Below are 18,670 nucleotides of genomic sequence, written 5' to 3'. Positions count from 1 at the left end.
GTAAATTCTCAAGCATTGAGGGTAAATAACTTGTGTGGCGCAATCGCCAGGGCAATCGGTGCGCCGACGCTGTGCAATAGGTTGTCGCTGCTGTCCACCAGCAGCGGTTGGGCGCCACCGACATCCACCAGCAGACGGCTTTGTGCACCCTGGAAGAATTGCGCCACAAGATGGCCGTGCACGTGCCCTTCGTCTTCCATCACCCGCAAGTGTTCGGGCCGGCAATAGACGGTGCTCGGCGAGTCAGCCCTGTGCCACGGCAACTCGCCGCCGCAGACTTTCAGGCCGTGGGCGGTGCGATCAAGCACCACAAAGGCATTGAGGTTGCCGACAAAGCCTGCGACGAACGCATTGGCCGGTTGCTGGTAGATCTCCCGCGGGCTGGCCAGTTGCGCAACACGGCCCTGCTCCATGACCAGGATGCGATCGCCCAGGGCCATGGCTTCGCCTTGGTCGTGGGTGACAAATACCGAGGTGATGCCCAACCCACGCAACAGCTCATCCAACTCACTGCGCAAACGCTCGCGTAATTGCGCATCCAGGGCTGCCAACGGCTCGTCCAGCAACAGCACTTTGGGGCGCGGCGCCAAGGCTCGCGCCAGGGCCACGCGTTGGCGCTGGCCCCCGGACAATTCGTGGATGCTGCGTTTGCCGTGGTTCTGCAAACCCACCAGTTCCAGCAGTTCTTCACAACGCTTGTTGCGCGCAACGGGCGACAGGCCGCGAATCTTCAAGCCATAGACGATGTTCCCGGCCACATCCAGGTTGGGAAACAGCGCGTAATTCTGGAACACCATGCCCACATCGCGGCGCTCGATCGGCAGGCGGGTGACGTCCTGGCCGCCGAAAAACACCTGCCCCACGTCCGGGCGTTCCAGCCCGGCGATCAGCCGCAGGGTGGTAGTTTTGCCGCAGCCGGACGGGCCGAGAATCGCCAGGGTTTCACCGCCTTCGACGGTCAGGTTCAAGTCATGCACGGCCACGGTGCCGTCGGCGAACGCCTTGCGACAGCCCTTCAGGCGGATAGTGATAGCAGTCATCGACGCTCTCCACGGGACAAACGAGCACTGATGGCCTGCAACGCAATCAGCAGCGGCACGATCATCAGCAAAAAGATAAGGGTGTAGGCGCTGGCGATTTCCAGGCGCGCCGAGGCATAGCTGTCGGCCAGACCGACCGGCAAGGTTTTGGTCATCGGCGTGTGAAGCATCCACGTCAGGTTGAACTCACCCAGGCTCAGGGTGACCACCATCAGTACGCCCGCCAGAATCCCCGCCCGGCAGTTGGGTACCACCACACTGAAAAAACGCTTGATCGGCCCGGCCCCCAGGCTCGCGGCGGCCTCTTCCAGCACTGGCAGGTGCTGGCGTTGCATCACCGCCATCACCGGGCGTACCAGAAACGGCAGCGTGAACAGTACGTGACCGACAAGAATGAACAGCCAACTGCTGCGAAAGGTGCCGAACTGGCCGTAGGTCAGCAGTAACGCCAACGCACTGGCGAGCCCCGGCATCGCTACCGGCAGAACCATCAGTTCCTCAAACGCACGGCTGAAGCGGTTGTTCATGCGCACTAACGCATACGCTGCGGGCACACCCAACACACAGACGCACACTGCGCAGGCCAGCGCCAATTGCAGCGACAGCCACACCGTCGGCGAGTAGGCCTGCCACACCTGGATCAGCCAATCGAAGGTCAAGCCGCTGGACAGGCCGACAAAGAAATTGCGCGTCAACCCGGCCAACAACGACATCAACACCGGCACCAGCATGAAAGCGCACACCAGCAGGGTGAACAGCAGTTGAATCACAAACAGCGATGAGCGCTTCACAGGACAGTCCCCGCGTTTTTAACCAGGCGTCGTGTCAGCAACAGCACCGCCCAGGTTACCGCGCCGAGCACCACCGACAGCGCGGCTGCCACGGCAAAGTTGGCGTAATTGGTGAACACGTTGTAGATCGCCACCGGTGTGACATTCAGGCGTGTACCCAGGGTGAAGGCCGTGCCGAAAGCGCCCATGGAGGTGGCAAAGCAGATGGCCCCGCAAGAAGCCAGCGCCGGCGCCAAGCCCGGCACGATCACGTCACACACCACGCGCCAATGCCCCGCGCCCAACGAATGCGCGGCCTCCTCGAGGCTGCGATCGAGGCTTTCGCACGCAGCCATCACCGTGAGAATCACCCGTGGGATCGAAAAGTACAGGTAGCCGACAAACAACCCCGCCAACGAATAGGCAAAGATCCAGCGCTCACCGGCCAAGTGCATCCCCAGCGCCGCAAACAAGCCTTGACGCCCCGCCAACAGAATCACCAGGAAGCCCACCACCACGCCAGGAAATGCCAAGGGAAACGTGAGCAGCGCCACCAACGCCGAACGCCCTAAAAACTGCTGGCGTGCCAGAAACACACCGCTGATGCCACCGATCAACAGCGCGACCAGCGTCACCACTATCGCAAGCATCAGGGTTTGCCCAAGGCTGCCCAGGTATTGCGCGCTGCTCAGCACCTGCCAATAGCCGCTGCCGTTGCTGTCACGGCTGTCGGCGCCCAACACCACCAGGTGCGCCAACGGCAACAGCCAAAAGGCGAGCAGCACCGCAAAAGCCGGGGCCAGCGCCCAGGCCGCGTGTCGGGTCGAAGTTGCCACTTACTTGACCTCGTTGAGGTAGCGGGCGGCGAAAGCTTCCTGCACCGCGGCCATTTTCTGGTAGTCCACGACACCCGCGCGGGCGTAATCGCTGTCGGGCAAGAACTGTGCGGCGACCTCGGCCGGCATTTTCACCGGGCGCACCGGGCGCAGGTACGCCTTGGCCCACAGCGCCTGGCCCTGGTCCGAGAGCACGAAGTCGAGCACCTTCTCGGCGTTGGCGCGATGCGGCGCATTGGCCACTTGGCTCATCACATACGGCACGCTGATGCTGCCCTCTTGCGGGATCACAAAGGCAACGTTGGCGTTGTCCTTGTAGCGGGCACGGTAGGCGTTGAAGTCGTAATCCACCAGGATCGGCAATTCACCGGACAGCACCCGTGCATAGGCAGTTTGCTTGGGCACGATGGGCGCGTTTTTCGCCAGTTTCTGGAAATAGTCGATGGCCGGGGCGAAGTTATCCAGGTCGCCGCCCAAGGCACGGTTGATGGCCACGGCAGACACGTAGCCGACGAATGCGCTGGAGGGGTCGAGGTAGCCGACCATGCCTTTGTATTGCGGCTTGAGCAGGTCGGCCCAGCTCTGCGGCACCGGCAAACCGCCGAGCGCGTCGATGTTGACCATGATGCCCAGGGTGCCCGAATGGATGGCGAACCATCGGCCCTCGGGGTCTTTCAAGCCTGCGGGAATCTGCTCCCAGCCCTGGGGTTTGTAACCCTCCACCACCCCGGCTTTTTGCGCTTGTAAACCGAACGTCACGCCGTAGTACACGACGTCAGCGACCGGGGCGGCCTTTTCCGCCACCAGTTGCGCCAGCGACTGGCCGGAGTTCTTGTTGTCCAGCGGCACCTGTACGCCAGTGCTGGCGGCAATGGCCTTGAGCTGCGTGCCCCAGTCGGCCCAGTCCGGCGGGCAGTTGTAGCAAATCGCGGTTTCGGCGGCCTGGGCCAGGCTGGCCACACCGCACAGCAACACAGCGGCCAGGGTTTTACTGAATGCGCGCATCGAGGGGCTCCTCATGGGGTTGAGTGCTTTCGCCCGGCCGGATATGGCAAGGCAAGCAATGGGAAATCGGGGCGTTACCGGCGATTTGCGCCAGCAGTTGGTCAATCACCGTGCTGGCCAGCAGTGCAATGGGCTGCACCACGCTGCACAGGGTCGGGTGCATCTGGGTGCCAAGGGAGATACCGTCAAAGCCCATCACCGACAGTTGCTCGGGCACATTCCAGGCATTGCGGCGCAGTTCGGCGATCAGGCTGATGGCCAGGAAATCGTTAGAGCACACCAACGCCGTGGGCGCGTCCGGGCCTTGCAGATACGGCTGGATCGCGGCAAATTCGGCCTGGGTGTGCGCCGGCATTTCGATCACGGCGCGCGGTTGAAGGCCATACGCTTTCATCGCATCGCAATACCCGGCGTAGCGCAGTCGCGCACGGTCCGATTGCAAGGCAGGCCCGGCGACCATGCTGATGCGTCGGTGCCCGGCCTCAAGCAAATACCGCGTGGCCAGCGCCATGCCCGCGCGGTTATCAACCGACACCGCGCTGTAGCCGGGGTTGCTCGGCTGGTGGTAAGCCAGCACAAACGGGGTTTGCTCCATAGCCAGGCTGTTCAGCACGCTGCTGCTCTCGGCGTCGGTGACGGTCAGCACCAAGCCATCCACACGCTGGCGCAGCAGCTCTTCGACCACCACGCTTTCGCGCTCGCAGCTGTAATCGGTGGTCGCCAGCAACAAGCTGTAGCCACGCAGCCGCGCTGCGCGCTCCATGGCCTGGAACTGTTCGGCAAACACCGGGTTGAGCAGGTTGGGCACCACCACACCGATCAGATGGGTGGTTTGCAGGCGCAACTGGCGGCCGAGCAAGTTGGGCCGAAAACCCAGCTCACGGGCAGCAGCGAACACCTGCTCACGGGTGGCCTCGCGCACCTGCTCCGGGGAGGCGAAGGTGCGGGCGGCAGTGGCGCGGGATACACCGGCCAACTGCGCAACGTCTTTCAAATCAGTCATTGTCACTCGCTTGAGATCGATCTCATTGGCGAGGACAGTAACGGGGGAATGTGGCAGGACGGTGCCAGGGAGATGACGGTTTAATGGCAGCCAGGGTTCACGAGAATGTCTTTATTGCGACGTAGGGTTCAGCAAATCCGCCCGCTAACCTTTCGATCTGATCCAAGTGCGGGCACAATGCGTGTCCTTTTTTGGCAGGCACCGCCGCAGGCTCTCAAAAATGATCAAAACGCCGTACTACCTCATCGATAAACAGAAACTTCTGGTCAACATGCAGAAGATTGCTTACGTGCGCGAGCAGTCCGGCGCCAAGGCGCTGCTGGCGCTCAAGTGCTTTGCCACCTGGTCGGTGTTTGACCTGATGCAGCAATACATGGACGGCACCACCTCGTCGTCGCTGTATGAATTGAAGCTCGGTCGCCAGAAGTTCGAAGGTGAAGCGCACGCCTACAGCGTGGCCTGGGCCGATGACGAAATCGAAGAGATGCTGGAGAACTGCGACAAGATCATCTTCAACTCCATCAGCCAACTGCAACGTTTTGCCGAACGCAGCGAAGGCAAGACCCGCGGCCTGCGCGTCAACCCGCAGGTGAGCAGCTCCGACTATTTGCTCGCCGACCCGGCGCGCCCGTTCAGCCGCCTGGGCGAATGGGACCCGGTGAAGATCGAAGGCGTGATTGATCAAATCTCGGGCTTCATGTTTCACAACAACTGTGAGAACGGCGACTTCAGCCTGTTCGACAAAATGCTCGGCACCATCGAAGAACGCTTCGGCGCGCTGCTGCACAAGGTCGAGTGGGTCAGCCTTGGCGGCGGCATCCACTTCACCGGTGAAGACTATGCCGTGGACGCGTTCTGCGCGCGCTTGAAAGCGTTCTCCGAGCAGTACGGCGTGCAGGTGTATCTGGAACCGGGTGAAGCAGCGATCACCAACAGCGCCTCGCTGGAAGTCACCGTGCTCGACACCCTCTACAACGGCAAGAACCTCGCCGTGGTCGACAGCTCCATCGAAGCCCACCTGCTGGACTTGCTGATCTACCGCCTCAACGCCAAATTAGCGCCGAGCGACGGCGAACACACCGTGATGGTGTGCGGCAAATCCTGCCTGGCCGGGGACATCTTCGGCGAGTATCAATTTGATCGTCCGCTGGCCATCGGCGATCGGCTGTCGTTCATCGACACCGCAGGCTACACCATGGTCAAGAAAAACTGGTTCAACGGCCTGAAAATGCCGTCCATCGTAGTGAAACAACTCGACGGTACAGTCGAGGTGGTTCGTGAATTTGGTTACGACGACTACCTGTCCAGCCTTTCGTAAGCTGGCGGATAAAGGAGAGATAAAGCAATTGAAAAAGAACGTTCTTATCATTGGTGCAGGAGGTGTCGCCAAGGTGGTGGCCCACAAGTGCGCGCAGCACAACGACGAACTCGGTCGTATTGCTATCGCGTCGCGCAACATCTCCAAATGCCAGGCCATCATCGACAGCGTCAAGGCCAAGGGTAGCCTCAAGGTGCCCGCCGACATCCAGGCTTTTGCGCTGAACGCTTTGGACGTGGAAGCGACCAAGGCCCTGATCCGCGAGACCGAGTCGCAGATCGTTATCAACGTGGGCTCCGCGTTCCTCAACATGTCGGTACTGCGTGCCTGCATCGACACGGGCGTTGCGTACCTGGACACCGCCATTCACGAAGAGCCGGGCAAGGTCTGCGAGACCCCGCCGTGGTACGGCAACTATGAATGGAACCACCTGGAAGAGTGCAAACAGAAGAACATCACCGCCATCCTTGGCGTGGGCTTCGACCCGGGTGTCGTCAACGCGTATGCCGCGCTGGCGCAGCAACAGCATTTCGACCGCATTGATTCAATCGATATTCTCGACGTCAATGCCGGCAGCCATGGCAAATACTTCGCCACCAACTTCGACCCGGAAATCAACTTCCGCGAGTTCACCGGGCAGGTGTGGAGCTGGCAGAACAGCCAGTGGACCAGCAACACCATGTTCGAAGTCAAACGCACCGACGACCTGCCGGTCGTCGGTTCGCAGAACCTCTACCTTACCGGCCACGATGAAGTGCACTCGCTGTCGAAAAACCTCGATGTGCCCAACGTGCGGTTCTGGATGAGCTTCGGCGAACACTACATCAACGTGTTCACCGTATTGAAAAACCTCGGCCTGCTCTCCGAAAAACCGGTCACCACCGCCGAAGGCCTGGAAGTCGTGCCGCTTAAACTGATCAAGGCCGTGCTGCCCGACCCGTCTTCGCTCGCCCCCGGCTACACCGGCAAAACCTGCATCGGTGACCTGGTCAAAGGCACCAAAGGCGGCCAGCCACGTGAGATGTTCATCTACAACGTGGCGTGCCATGAAGAAGCCTTTGCCGAGACCGACAGCCAAGGCATCTCCTACACCGCAGGCGTGCCTCCGGTAGCCGCTGCGCTGCTGGTAGCGCGTGGCGAGTGGGATGTGAAACACATGGCCAACGTTGAGGAACTGCCGGCTGAGCCGTTCCTGAAGGCGCTGGACGTGATGGGCTTGCCGACTCGGATTAAAGACGAGCACGGTGATCGGGCTTGGGATGCGATTGCTTGATTAGGTGATTGCTGACCGAACAAAAAAATGCGCCCTCTGGGGCGCATTTTTTGTTTGGAACAAACACAAATCTTCACCCCAATGAAGATCAACCTGTGGGAGCTGGCTTGCCTGCGATAACGGTCTTTCAGTACCGCATGGGTTGGCAGACACACTGCTATCGCAGGCAAGCCAGCTCCCACATTGAATCTCCGGTGAATGCCAAAACAGTTCAAAAACCTGTCAATCCTCACAGGTTACGCCCCGCAAAAATTGCGCTAGCTTAGCCAGTCGAGAGCGCAATCATCGATTGGCTCACCCATTCATCATGAGCGAAAGGACTCGTCCATGAAGCGGCCAAAACCCGCAACCCGCAACACTTCGCCGATCAAGCCACGGGCACGAAACCGTTTAGGCATCACCGCCCACCTACCCCGCTGGGTGTTCGCGCTGCTCATTGCACTCTGCACCCTTGGCGCACTGCAAGACCGCGTCCGCCGCGTACGGCCGGTGTACGCCGTACTGCTGTGTGTCGGCGTGCTCATGCTGTTATGGGCGGGCTGGATACGCTGGTTTGCGCCTGGTTCATAGCTCGCAGGTATGAATCTCGCCATCAACGAGCGATGAAGATCAACCTGTGGGAGCTGGCTTGCCTGCGATAGCGGCCTTTCAGTGCCGGATGGGTTGACTGACACTCTGCTATCGCAGGCAAGCCAGCTCCCACAGGAGATCGCGTGCGTTCAGATATTTCCCACAGTGGTTTCAGGTTGTCGGTCGGAAGTGGGCTGACTAATCTCTGTGCCGTCGCTGCCAATTCAGCGGCCGGATTTGACCGTCCGATTAATTAAAGTACAGCTTGGCTCTAACCTATTTCAGGTGTTTTTTTCACGCCTGAGGTATCGTGTTGCGGTGGCTGTATGCGGGATACCTTCGGGTATGCCGGATTTCCTTTGATTGCCGGTCGGTCAACCCGTGTACAGCTGCCACCCTCTTCGCTTGACCGCGAACGTTGGTAGCTCCACTTAATCTTAGGAGCTTCACCATGATCAAAGACAGCCCAAATCCCCCAGGCCAGCCAGACTACGACACCAGCACCCTGCACGAAGTGGCCTACCGTGCGATCGCCCACTACCTCAACCCCGGCAAACCCATTCCCGAGCCCAGCGAAGGCATCTTCACCGTGCGCGCCGACCTGGGCACCGAAACCCTGCTGGTCAACGCTTCCCAGGACTTGGCGTCCATCAGCGATATCGCCAACCACCTGGCGTTTGAAATCGACGGCTCCCAACGCAATGTCGCGCTGGGCATCTGCCGCATGCTCGAAGGTGTGCAACTGCTGGTGGACAAAGCCCTGAACGTGGCCCATCCAGCCGCCTGAAGATGGACGAGATAGAGCGCCTGAGCTATCTTCGGGCGCTCTATCGACAGACCGGAACAGGAAGTTACCGCTTGAGTACCTCGCCCCTTCTACGAAGCCGCACCTTCGCCCTCCTCGCCGGCCTTGCTTTTGTTGCCGTGGACCAGTTGGTCAAACTGCTGGCCCTGGTTTCGCTGCAAGCCAGCAGCTTCAAAATTGGCTCCAGCCCTCTCAACCTTGCGCTGGAACTGAGCCTCAACCCAGGCGCCTTCCTCAGCCTGGGCGCCGCATTGCCGCCGCAGGTCAAACAGCTGATCTTTATCGTTGGCGTAGCCGTCGTGGTGACGTGGGCCATGTGGTGGTCGCTTTCCAACTGGAGCCAGCCGCTGCGTAAAGTCTTGCCGCTTTACGCGATTGCCTTGGGCGGTATCGCCAACTTGATCGACCGTGTGTTTCGCGACGGGCATGTCGTGGATTACATGGTGCTGAACGTGGGGCCAACACATACCGGCGTGTTCAATATTGCTGATATCGCAATTACAGCCGGGGCATTGTTTTTGATGCTTGATCTATTCGTGAAACCTCACAGGTCCTGATCAGCAAGGGGATTCATGCATCAGCGTGAATCCCCAGGCACTCAAAACACCGACCACCCAATCCGCTCGCTCAGCAACTCCAACGCCTTCATCCCCGCCAGCGAGTTCCCCGCCGCATTCAATTCAGGCGACCACACGCACACCGTAAATTGCCCCGGCACCACGGCGACAATTCCGCCGCCGACTCCACTCTTGCCCGGCAAACCCACACGGTAGGCAAAGTTGCCCGCCTCGTCATACAGCCCGCTGGTGGCCATGATCGAGTTGACCTGCTTGGTCTGGCGCGCGGTCAAAATCTGCTCGCCACTGTGGGCACTTACGCCCTCGTTGGCCAGGAAGCTGAATGCCCGGGCCAAATCCAGGCAGCTCATTTGCAGCGCGCAGTAGTTGAAGTAACTGTGCAGCACCGCGTCGACGTCGTTGTGGAAGTTGCCGAAGGACTTCATCAAATAGGCCATGGCCGCGTTGCGCGCGCCGTGCTGGGCCTCGGAGTCGGCGACGACGCTGTTGACCAGGATTTGCGGGTTACCCGACAGGCGCCGCACAAAGTCACGCATCGACAAAATCGGCACGGCGAAGCGTGACTGGTTGATGTCGCAGATCACCAGGGCGCCGGCATTGATGAAGGGATTGCGCGGGCGGCCGCGTTCGAACTCCAGCTGCACCATGGAATTGAACGGTTGCCCCGAAGGCTCGTGGCCCAGGCGCTCCCAGATGGTTTCGCCGCCATGGTCGATGGCCTGCACCAGGCTGAACACCTTGGAGATGCTCTGTACCGAGAACAGCGTGTCGGCATCGCCTGCGCAATAGGCCGAGCCGTCGTTGCCGTACACGGCGATGCCAAGCTGATTGGCGGGTACATCGGCGAGTGCGGGAATGTAGTCGGCGACTTTGCCGTGGCCGATCAGGGGGCGAACTTCGCTCAGGATCGATTCCAGCAGTGCCTGCATGTCTTGTCCGGTCATTCTTATTGAATCAGTGATAAGCGGGGCGCGGAGGATACTTTAATGCGTCCGCAAGCACACCATTCAACCAATGTGGGAATGCCGCCTCGGACGCTCCGCGTCCCGCACCTGAAGTCGTGACGCGGAGCGTCACAGGATGCATGCCCACGCGGAGCATGGGAACGATAGCGCAACGATCGGGCACTTCAAAAATGCGCCACATCCGACACCTGCTCATCGAGTACATCCCGCGCCAGCGCCCAGGCGCGCTCCCTGGATTCCACCACCAGCAGCGGGTAGCCCCAGGCCTTGCCGAACATCAGCGCAAACGGCTTGAGGGCCAGGCGTTGCGCGGCGCTGGGTTCCACCTGGATCATGCCTTTGACGTAAGTGCGCAGCGCCTGTTTGTTTTTTTTCATCCAGATCGAGGCGTGTTTGCGCTCCTCGTGAGAGTGCTCGTGGTTGTTTTCGTCGACGGCTTTTTCGTGCAGCAGCACAAACGCTTGCTGGCGAGCCAGCAGGCTTTCGAACACCGCAAAAGCATCCTCCGGGCCGCCTTCGTTAGGCGCGTCAAACACGATTTTCACCACGGGAAAGGTTGAACTGTCGAGTCGCATGGCAAAGCTCCTAAATGAGAGTGGCTCTCACTATAGAGATCTTGCGACTGGACGGCATTGCACAGAATAGCCAGAATATTTCGCAGTTCGGCCAAATAGCGAATCCGCCATGCAACGCCACCGCCTTGAAGAACGCGACCTGTCCAGGTCCAGGGACGCCGACCTGATCCCGCGCGCAGTGGTCGCCGTGGGCGCCACCAGCACGTCCGAGCGTTGGGAACATACGCCGCACTCGCACCGCAAAGGCCAGTTGATGTACACCCTGCGCGGGGTGATTCATTGCCAGATCGAGGCCGGCATCTGGATCGTGCCGCCCCAGTGCGCACTCTGGATTCCCGGCGGCCTGGCCCATGCCGCGCGGGGTGCCGGGGAGGCTGAGGTGTATTGCCTGCTGATCGACCCGGACGCCGCCGGCGCTCTGCCCACCCAAGGCTGCACGTTAGCCGTGTCCGGGCTGTTGCATGAGTTGATCAGCAAGGCGGTGAGTTTTCCGCACTTGTACGAGGAAAACGGTGCGCAGGGACGCTTGATCAACACACTGTTGGACGAACTGGCCCAAGCCCCCATTGAAGACTTGCACCTGCCCATGCCCCAGGACCTGCGACTGCGGCGCCTTGCCGACAGTTTGCTGGCAGACCCCAGCGACAAGTCCACGCTCGAACAATGGGCACAGCGCATCGGCATGAGCGAGCGCAGCATGACGCGCCTGCTGCTGGAGGAGCTGGGTTTGAGTTTCGGCCGCTGGCGCCGGCAGTTACATGTGATTCTGTCACTGCAACGCCTGGCCAAGGGTGAAAGCGTGCAACGGGTAGCGCTGGACCTGGGTTACGAGAACGCCAGCGGCTTTATCACCATGTTCCGTAAAGCCGTGGGCCAGCCGCCGGCGCGTTACCTGGCGGATCGCGCCGGCGCGTCGAGTGCAACGGCGGTTGGCGCCATCGCCTTGCACCCCGACAGTTGATCAACGCTGAACCGGAATGCGGATATCACCGCCCCTGCATTGGCTCTTAACACTGCGGGGGCAGCCGGCAAAACGCAGCTCTTTGCTCAGGCACACGCGTACTTCAGACAGCACCTTGCCTTTGCAAATGACCGCCATGCCATGGTTGCCCATGGCCGGGTTGCTCTGGCGGAACAGGCTCTCGATCGCTTGTGCATCCATGTAATTGGGCACATTGAACGGCTGCAACTGCTGCGGAATCTGCACGTTGGCCAAGGCCGTATCGGTGGCCTCCAGGTAACGCGAAGCGTCCAGCCCGCTGCAGGTGCCGTGTTTGGCCCACTCGTGCTTGAGCAACGCCTGCGTGGGGAAGATCAGCGCACCTTTGGCCAGGTCCGCCGCCGACAATCGCGATTGCGTATCGCACGACGCGGGCCAGCCGCCCTTGGCGTACTGCGGCCAAAGCCCGTGCAACACAAACCCGTAGCCTTTGCCCGTGCATTGCTCGTTGCCAGGGTGCGTCAGGCAGAACGTCGGCGACCATGACAGCGACAACACATAAAAATCAAACTCCCCAGGCGTCCCTTGGCTACGTGGGGCCGCCAGCACATTGGTGGCCAGTAACAGCCACAACAGCATCCAATATTTCATTTGCCTATTCCTGAGAGAAAAAACAGGTATATCCCCATTAACCCGGCAAATTAGGGTTACGGAGTAACACCTTATCGAGGATCCGGTCGGTCTTCAGCGCCTCGATCGCCAGTGACGGATGTTCGGCTTCGCCACAAATATGCGCATTCATGGCCAGTACGTGATGCCACTGGATATGTTCATGGCAGGGTATTTCCAGCACCTCATTCACCTCACCTTCCAGGCGTAACGGCTGGTCTTCAAACACGGCAAAGGTGATGCGGCCGCGGCTGCCGATCAGCTCCACGCGGTCTTCGCGCCGGTCTGCGACAAAGTTCCAGCAACCCATGCCCAGCGCGCCATTCGCGAAAGTCCAGCAAGCCGTTACCGCATCTTCAGCCACATAATTGCCGGCCTGGCGCGCGGTAAACCCGGTGACCTCGACGATATCGCCGGCCAGGTACTGGAACAAATCAAACCCATGGCTCGCCAGGTCGGCAAAGTAGCCGCCGCCGGCAATAGTCGGGTCGGTGCGCCAGTTGGCAGCGCTGGCATCGGCGGCCGCCGGTGGCTTGCACAGGCTCCAGGTCACGTGGCGCAACTCGCCAATGCGCCCTGCCTGCAGCCAGTCGCGTACTTGCTGGAAGCGCGGCAACGAACGGCGGTAGTAGGAAACAAATAAGTGCAGCCCGGCCCGCTCGAAGGTGCGCTGCATCAAGGCGCTCTGCTCGGCATTCAGCGACATGGGCTTTTCGACGCAGCAATGCTTGCCGGCTGCCGCCACCATCAGACTGTATTCGAGGTGGCTGTCGGGCGGTGTGGCGATGTACACCGCGTCCACTTCGGGGTCGTCGATCAAGGCCTGGGCGTCGGTATAGAAACGGGCAATGCCGTGGCGTGCCGCATAATCACGCACAGCTTCTTCACGGCGCCCCATCACGGCCACCAGCGCCGAACCTGGCGCTTTGTAGAAGGCGGGTCCACTCTTGAGTTCAGTGACGCTGCCACAGCCAATCATGCCCCAACGTACGGTATTCATCAGTTGTCCTCGTCCGTTTTCATCAAGGGGGCAGTATCCACATCACCGCTGGTGCATGCCAGCCTGAATCAGCATGACAATTGCATTACACTTTCATGACAGTCATTGGGCCAGGCAGGTGTAGACATTGAAAATCCGTGCAACCGTAATTTGTGAACACCAGGGGCATATCCTCTTCGTGCGCAAGGCCCGCTCGAAATGGGCCTTGCCGGGCGGCAAGGTCGAGCGTGACGAGCGCCCGGTCGGCGCCGCCGCACGCGAGCTGGAAGAAGAAACCGGGTTGAATGTGGATGGTTTGTTGTACTTGCAGGAGCTGAAGGCCCGCGACACCGTGCACCACGTGTTCGAGGCCTCGGTGGTGAACATCAGCGAGGCGCGCCCTTGCAACGAGATCATTGACTGCCGGTGGCACGCTTACGGCGCCATGGACGAACTGGACACCACCGACGCCACCCGCCACATCGTCAAGTCGTTCCTACGACGCCTGTAAGTCCGCACTCTGCCCGCTGTCCAGCAAACCGCGCTTGACTCCACCCTTGGCTTTCTGCCGTTCGACAAAGGATTTGACGAACGCGGCAGCGGCTGCATGCGCCACTGGAACGGCCATGGCCTGGTGAATGGTCATGAAGTTATCGTCAAGCAGGCGCCAGTGCGCAGACACACGGGTTTGCAGAAAATCCCGCACCCCCGCCGCCGCATCCAGGCCTTGCTCGATAAACCAGTCCACCGCCGCCGCAGAAGTGGGCGCACGCACCAGTTCGGCGTGCTGCACGGTTCGGCTCAGGTACAGGTCGTAGGCCGCGCCCTGTCCCACGGCGATACGCTTGCCCGGCGCATCCAGTTGCGCCACCTGGGTCAGCGCCGAATCAGCCGCCACCAGGTACGTGCCCTTGATCGCCACATACGGTGCGCTGAAGGCGATTTGCTGCTCACGCACCGGCTCGATCGCCAGGAACGCCACGCGCCACGCGTCTTCGGCCAAGGCGGCAAAGACCTTGCCGGCGGCGTCAAAGGTGATCAGCTCCAGGCTGGCGCCCAGCTCCTCGGCCAGCGCGCGTGCGAGTGCCACCGACACACCCTGCGGCTCGCCGTCGGCGCCGCGCTGCGCCAGCACCGGGTTACCAAGGTTAATAGCGGCGCGCAGTACGCCATCCGGGGCCAACTGTTGCAGTACTTGCGGGTCAATCATCGAGCGCTCCTTGACGGGTCCGTTGCACAGTCTAACGGATCACAAACGGCAACACGCCGCCGTGCTCAAGGTACCCAAGCGATTGCAGCGAGTCGAGACGCAAGCCCAACACGCTCGTGGCAATACTCCGTCGGCGCGCTCGATACGCAGGCAGCGATGCGGCGACCCGACAAGCCAGCTCCCACACTTGGATCGCATTGCATCAGCTGGATGTGAGCAACCGCTCAGGAACGCGGTCTAGTCCCCGCCACCTGCGGCAGTTTCTCGCGGTTTTTGGCCTGCCCACGCTGGTACAGCGCCTCGACCAGTTTTTGCCGTTCATCCTGGGGCAAATTGCTCGCAAACTGCGCCAGCGTCGCGTCCACCAATGCCCGGAGCGCCGCATCTGCCTCGCGGGCCTTGGCCAGTTCAGTGACCAGCGCATCGCGATCCAGCGTCGGCGCTTCGAGCTGCTTGATCACCCCCAGGCGTGCTTCGCGACCGGCCATGATCAGCGGCTGGCTGTCGGCGCGGTTGTGGCGCAACAACTGGCGCAATTCCTTGCGCCGCTCCATCGGCAACTTGATCATCGCCTGGCGCAGACCGTGCTGGTTGACCACCGCCTCGGCGGGCTTGGCGGTAGCCATCCAGTGATAGAGGCCGCCGCCCACGCCACCGATCAAAAACACATTGAGTAATACCGAGAAAACCAGCCAGGGTTTAAGGGATGTTGGGGTCATTGCTCGGTTTCCTCGGCGTTGACGGTGAAGACGACATCGGCGTCGCCCTGATCGAAGACGCTGGGCAGCACGTCGGATGACAGCATCGGCAACGGCACACTCAGTGACGCCACCAGTACCCCGGCGGCGATGCCGGCAATGCCCACGCCCACCAACCCGGCAGGCGACAGCCAGTTGGCATAGCGTGCCCAGAACGACGGCCGTCGCGGTGCAGACTCGCGAATCTGTCGTGCAAGCGCCGGTTCGTTGAACACCAGCTGATGGCTGTCCAACTGGGCGTCGAGCCAACCGACCTCGCGCAACGCCTCGCGCGCGCGTGGGTTGCCGCTGTCGAGCAGTGCCTGGGCGGCGGCTTGTTCGGCGCTGGGCCAGCGATGCAGGCTGGCGCCGTAGGCGTCAGCCAAGTGCGCAAAGCGTTCAGGTGTCATGGTTTTCCCCTTCCTGGGCGGGCGAGCCCGGGTGTGTCGGCAAGTTGGCTGCGCAACTGGCGTCGGGCCCGCGACAGCAGGCTCTCCAGTGCCTCGACGCTGATGTTCATCAGGGCCGCGGCGTCGATGTTCGACAGCTCCTGGTAGTACTGCAGCACAATGGCTTCACGCTGGCGCTCGGGCAAGGCCGCCAGGGCGGCGGCCATCCTTGCACTGCGGTCCGCCGTTTCCAACTGTTCATCTGGCGAGGGTGCGCTGTCTGCCAGTTCCAGCGCTTCATCCTCGTTCAACGGGCGTTCCTTGCGCCGGCGCAAGCGGTCATGGCACAGGTTGAGCGCCACGCGGTGCAGCCAGGTGTCAAAACGCGCTTCGCCGGGGCGCCAGTTGGCCGCCTGGCGCCAGATGCGCAGGAAGCTTTCCTGGGCCACGTCCTTGGCTTCGTCGGCATCCCCCAGCAGCCGCCCGGCAAGCGCAAGCAGGCGCGGCAGCTTGCGCGTCACCATTTCGTTGACGGCCGCAGGTTCGTTGTTGCCGATACGTGCCAGTAGCTCAACGTCCGGATCAGTGTCTTTCAATCAGGTAATACTCGGTCCGGGGGCTAAGAGGTTTCAGCGGATCCAGTGCCCTTCGCGCCAGTACCAGTTGGGGCCACGGGATTCCCAGTGCCCAGGCTCCCAGCGCGCGTTACGCACCACTTCCTGCCAGTGGCCCGGCACCCAGGCATACGCGCCACGTTCCCATTGCCAGTGGCCACGGTCCCAGACAAAGCCCGGGCGTTCAGCCGGGATCACTTCAACGCGTTCGGCCGGTGGGGCCTGGCGAATGATCACTTCGGTCTGGGCAAAGGTCGGGGTGCTGACAAGCGCGGCGAAGGCCAGCGGGACCAGCAAGGCATAGCGCAATTTGGCCAGAGGGTTCATGGCAACTCCTTCATACGGCGGACGAAAATGTTCGCATCTGATGGGTTGAACGCTGGGCACGGGGAAATCCGTCGCGAGAACGGTGAATTGTTTCTCGACGATGGGAGTATTGCTCAAGGGAAGAAAACGCTGGATGAAATGTTTGAAAGCATCGCGACGGATTTGTGCAGGTGGTGGCGTTCAACAGGTAACGCAAAACACACAATGAGGAAATATCATGCCCCGTCGACTCTCTATGCTGGTTGCCGCCCTGTTGATCGTCAGCCTCAGCGGCTGCGTAATCCTGCCGGAACATCGGCATTGCTGCTGGCGCTACTATGGCGCTGACACCGCCCCCACCAGCAGCGTCAACAGTTAACCGACTGCCGCAAAACCACGCCGCCCGGCCTTGATCTCGGTGCGCAGTTCGCCAATAAGGTTTGAGATGGAACGGATGCTGTCCAGGCCTTGGGGCGAGACCCGGGTCAACAGCAGATCGACGCGACCCGACGCTGGCTCGAACACCCTGATGCGCAGCGAGCCGTCGCTGTTGAGGCTGCAATCACAGGCCAGCGGCAGGAAGCCCGCGGCCATGATCTTATTGAGTTCGTCGAGCGCAATCATGCTGAGCCCCCATCCCTGGGTTCGACCCTGTGGGTGTGATGCAACCAGCATAGATAAGGTTTTGCCTGCTACTGAACAATTAATTCAAAAGTGATAGCTGTGCCACATTTCGCCCTGTAAACGCTGGTGCACTGGCGCCAGAAACCCAACACACGACCTCTCGTCTGCTGCTTTGGCAAGGGCTTGACTCACAACCTGTATCAAAAGACGCTCTTGGCTTTTCGCCATCACCCTGAGCCGCCCGCCATGAGCATCGTTCCCCCGAGCCAGCCCGACAGCGACGTGTACAAAACCCTGCTGGAGTCGACCAAGGCCATCCCTTGGCGCATCGACTGGCAGAGCATGACCTTCAGCTACATCGGCCCGCAGATCGAAACGCTGCTGGGCTGGAGCCCGCAAAGCTGGGTGAGCGTGGATGATTGGGTCGAACGCATGCACCCGGACGACCGTGAATACGTGGTGAACTTTTGCGTGTCGCAATCGCGTGCCGGCGTGGACCACGAAGCCGACTACCGCGCACTGACGGCCAACGGCGAGTATGTGTGGATCCGCGATGTGGTGCATGTGGTGCGCAAGGACGGCGAAGTCGAAGCCTTGATCGGCTTTATGTTCGATATCAGCGAGCGCAAGAAGACCGAAGAGCACTTGATCCGCCTGCAAAAACAACTGGAGGAATACTCCTTCCAGGACGGCCTCACCGGCATCGCCAACCGCCGCATGTTCGACACCGTGCTCGAACGCGAATGGGCCAGTGCCCTGCGCAGCCAATTGCCGCTGTCGTTGATTATTCTGGATATAGACTTTTTCAAGCAGTACAACGACCACTACGGCCATATCAAGGGTGATGAAGCCTTGCGCCAGGTGGCCCGCACTTTGTCGCAGGCGGCCAACCGGCCACGGGATTTTATTGCGCGTATCGGCGGCGAGGAATTTGTGTGGTTGCTGCCCGAAACCGACGCAGCCTCAGCCAGGCAAGTGGCGCAGCGCTGCCTGCACTTGATTTGCCAGCAGCAGATCGAACACGCCGTTTCGCCGGTTTCCAAGTTGCTGAGCCTGAGCCTGGGGGTGGGCACGCATACCGTGACGCCCAACAGCGACCTGCTGGCGTTCGTCGAGTCGGTCGACAAGTTGCTGTATCAGGCCAAACGCAATGGACGCATGCGTGCAGAGTTCGCTGATAGTGAAGTGTGATGCCGAGGTCAAACTCCAGGCAAAAAAAATCCCAAGTAGCTGATGGAAACTTGGGATTTAAAAATGCATAAACCGTGGGAGGTGAACGCCCGGCTATAGTAACGATTGTCAAAACCTGCAACAAGATTATTTTATTCCTTTCGTCGGATTAAAAGCCGCGTAAGTCATTCAATAACCACATGATTTTTAAGGTAGCCAAGTCAACAAGTGCCACTTTTTGGTGCAATAAACCGATATAGCCCTTATCACTTAGTGGCTATATATCCATTGTTC

Annotated in this window: 23 protein-coding genes; 8 read left to right on the top strand and 15 right to left on the bottom strand. The window is 60.6% G+C overall.

What is annotated here, in order from left to right; translation table 11 throughout:
* Positions 1–8: 8 nt before the first annotated feature.
* Genes AOA62_RS03035 through AOA62_RS03015 form a run of 5 tightly spaced genes read right to left on the bottom strand, consistent with a single transcriptional unit; the run spans position 9 to position 4,654 of the window.
* Complete coding sequence (locus AOA62_RS03035; protein ID WP_099547798.1) at positions 9–1,040, bottom strand: ABC transporter ATP-binding protein; 1,032 nt, start codon at positions 1,038–1,040, stop codon at positions 9–11.
* Positions 1,037–1,831: an ABC transporter permease gene (locus tag AOA62_RS03030; RefSeq protein ID WP_017136861.1), complete on the bottom strand. Its 795-nt coding sequence runs from the start codon at positions 1,829–1,831 to the stop codon at positions 1,037–1,039. The genes AOA62_RS03035 and AOA62_RS03030 overlap by 4 nt, the downstream gene beginning before the upstream one ends.
* Positions 1,828–2,646, bottom strand: a complete 819-nt coding sequence (locus AOA62_RS03025) for an iron ABC transporter permease (protein WP_099547797.1) — start codon at positions 2,644–2,646, stop codon at positions 1,828–1,830. The genes AOA62_RS03030 and AOA62_RS03025 overlap by 4 nt, the downstream gene beginning before the upstream one ends.
* Positions 2,647–3,651: an ABC transporter substrate-binding protein gene (locus tag AOA62_RS03020; RefSeq protein WP_099547796.1), complete on the bottom strand. Its 1,005-nt coding sequence runs from the start codon at positions 3,649–3,651 to the stop codon at positions 2,647–2,649.
* Positions 3,635–4,654, bottom strand: coding sequence for a LacI family DNA-binding transcriptional regulator (locus AOA62_RS03015; protein ID WP_017136864.1), 1,020 nt, complete (start codon positions 4,652–4,654; stop codon positions 3,635–3,637). The genes AOA62_RS03020 and AOA62_RS03015 overlap by 17 nt, the downstream gene beginning before the upstream one ends.
* Positions 4,655–4,874: 220 nt before the next feature.
* Between AOA62_RS03015 and AOA62_RS03010 the strand changes: the two genes are divergently transcribed.
* The 4 genes from AOA62_RS03010 to AOA62_RS02990 all read left to right on the top strand — a co-directional run bounded on the left by AOA62_RS03010 (position 4,875) and on the right by AOA62_RS02990 (position 9,177).
* On the top strand, positions 4,875–5,972 hold the full coding sequence (locus tag AOA62_RS03010; protein WP_017136865.1) for a carboxynorspermidine decarboxylase: 1,098 nt from the start codon (positions 4,875–4,877) through the stop codon (positions 5,970–5,972).
* 28 nt (positions 5,973–6,000) lie between these two features.
* A complete protein-coding gene (locus AOA62_RS03005) occupies positions 6,001–7,245 on the top strand; it encodes a saccharopine dehydrogenase family protein (RefSeq protein WP_099547795.1) in 1,245 nt (414 codons plus the stop codon).
* Positions 7,246–8,266: 1,021 nt separating this feature from the next.
* Entirely contained in the window at positions 8,267–8,602 is a 336-nt protein-coding gene (locus AOA62_RS02995) for a DUF6124 family protein (RefSeq protein WP_017136868.1), read from the top strand.
* Positions 8,603–8,673: 71 nt separating this feature from the next.
* Positions 8,674–9,177: a signal peptidase II gene (locus AOA62_RS02990; RefSeq protein ID WP_099547793.1), complete on the top strand. Its 504-nt coding sequence runs from the start codon at positions 8,674–8,676 to the stop codon at positions 9,175–9,177.
* 41 nt (positions 9,178–9,218) lie between these two features.
* Here the strand turns inward: AOA62_RS02990 and glsB are convergent, their stop codons facing one another.
* Entirely contained in the window at positions 9,219–10,127 is a 909-nt protein-coding gene (gene glsB / locus AOA62_RS02985) for a glutaminase B (RefSeq protein ID WP_099547792.1), read from the bottom strand.
* 200 nt (positions 10,128–10,327) lie between these two features.
* Positions 10,328–10,738, bottom strand: a complete 411-nt coding sequence (locus AOA62_RS02980) for a hypothetical protein (RefSeq protein ID WP_099547791.1) — start codon at positions 10,736–10,738, stop codon at positions 10,328–10,330.
* Between the two features lie 109 nt (positions 10,739–10,847).
* Between AOA62_RS02980 and AOA62_RS02975 the strand changes: the two genes are divergently transcribed.
* On the top strand, positions 10,848–11,699 hold the full coding sequence (locus tag AOA62_RS02975; protein WP_017136874.1) for a helix-turn-helix domain-containing protein: 852 nt from the start codon (positions 10,848–10,850) through the stop codon (positions 11,697–11,699).
* Here the strand turns inward: AOA62_RS02975 and AOA62_RS02970 are convergent, their stop codons facing one another.
* Together AOA62_RS02970 and AOA62_RS02965 are read right to left on the bottom strand one after the other, a co-directional pair.
* Complete coding sequence (locus AOA62_RS02970) at positions 11,700–12,329, bottom strand: ribonuclease T2 (RefSeq protein ID WP_099547790.1); 630 nt, start codon at positions 12,327–12,329, stop codon at positions 11,700–11,702.
* A gap of 37 nt (positions 12,330–12,366) precedes the next feature.
* Positions 12,367–13,347: a Gfo/Idh/MocA family protein gene (locus AOA62_RS02965; RefSeq protein WP_099547789.1), complete on the bottom strand. Its 981-nt coding sequence runs from the start codon at positions 13,345–13,347 to the stop codon at positions 12,367–12,369.
* Positions 13,348–13,474: 127 nt separating this feature from the next.
* Between AOA62_RS02965 and AOA62_RS02960 the strand changes: the two genes are divergently transcribed.
* Entirely contained in the window at positions 13,475–13,837 is a 363-nt protein-coding gene (locus tag AOA62_RS02960) for an NUDIX hydrolase (RefSeq protein WP_017136876.1), read from the top strand.
* On the opposite strand, the gene AOA62_RS02955 is transcribed toward AOA62_RS02960, so the two are convergent.
* From AOA62_RS02955 to AOA62_RS02935, 5 genes are all read right to left on the bottom strand, one after another.
* Positions 13,823–14,536 carry a transporter substrate-binding domain-containing protein gene (locus AOA62_RS02955; RefSeq protein WP_099547788.1) on the bottom strand — a complete coding sequence of 238 codons (714 nt, stop codon included), beginning with the start codon at positions 14,534–14,536 and terminating at the stop codon, positions 13,823–13,825. The two genes, AOA62_RS02960 and AOA62_RS02955, sit on opposite strands and share 15 nt — an antisense overlap.
* A gap of 224 nt (positions 14,537–14,760) precedes the next feature.
* On the bottom strand, positions 14,761–15,255 hold the full coding sequence (locus AOA62_RS02950; protein ID WP_017136878.1) for a periplasmic heavy metal sensor: 495 nt from the start codon (positions 15,253–15,255) through the stop codon (positions 14,761–14,763).
* Entirely contained in the window at positions 15,252–15,683 is a 432-nt protein-coding gene (locus AOA62_RS02945; protein ID WP_099547787.1) for a hypothetical protein, read from the bottom strand. The genes AOA62_RS02950 and AOA62_RS02945 overlap by 4 nt, the downstream gene beginning before the upstream one ends.
* Positions 15,680–16,258 carry an RNA polymerase sigma factor gene (locus tag AOA62_RS02940; protein WP_017136880.1) on the bottom strand — a complete coding sequence of 193 codons (579 nt, stop codon included), beginning with the start codon at positions 16,256–16,258 and terminating at the stop codon, positions 15,680–15,682. The genes AOA62_RS02945 and AOA62_RS02940 overlap by 4 nt, the downstream gene beginning before the upstream one ends.
* A gap of 33 nt (positions 16,259–16,291) precedes the next feature.
* The gene (locus AOA62_RS02935) at positions 16,292–16,603 is read right to left on the bottom strand and encodes a YXWGXW repeat-containing protein (protein ID WP_099547786.1); all 312 of its coding nucleotides are present in this window, start codon (positions 16,601–16,603) and stop codon (positions 16,292–16,294) included.
* 217 nt (positions 16,604–16,820) lie between these two features.
* Between AOA62_RS02935 and AOA62_RS31995 the strand changes: the two genes are divergently transcribed.
* Positions 16,821–16,961 (top strand): hypothetical protein, encoded by a 141-nt coding sequence (locus tag AOA62_RS31995; protein ID WP_017136882.1) that lies wholly within the window; start codon positions 16,821–16,823, stop codon positions 16,959–16,961.
* Here AOA62_RS31995 and AOA62_RS02930 read toward each other — a convergent pair.
* On the bottom strand, positions 16,958–17,206 hold the full coding sequence (locus AOA62_RS02930; RefSeq protein WP_017136883.1) for a DUF1652 domain-containing protein: 249 nt from the start codon (positions 17,204–17,206) through the stop codon (positions 16,958–16,960). The genes AOA62_RS31995 and AOA62_RS02930 overlap by 4 nt on opposite strands.
* 246 nt (positions 17,207–17,452) lie before the next feature.
* On the opposite strand from AOA62_RS02930, the gene AOA62_RS02925 reads away from it, so the two are divergent.
* Positions 17,453–18,397 (top strand): sensor domain-containing diguanylate cyclase, encoded by a 945-nt coding sequence (locus tag AOA62_RS02925; RefSeq protein WP_017136884.1) that lies wholly within the window; start codon positions 17,453–17,455, stop codon positions 18,395–18,397.
* The last annotated feature ends 273 nt before the right edge of the window (positions 18,398–18,670 follow it).

It is taken from the genome of Pseudomonas sp. 2995-3 (assembly GCF_002742565.1).
In the GTDB taxonomy this organism is placed as follows: Bacteria; Pseudomonadota; Gammaproteobacteria; order Pseudomonadales; family Pseudomonadaceae; genus Aquipseudomonas; species Aquipseudomonas edaphica.
The sequence above is the reverse complement of the archived record's forward strand: the minus strand, read 5'-3'. Positions and strand labels throughout refer to the sequence as shown.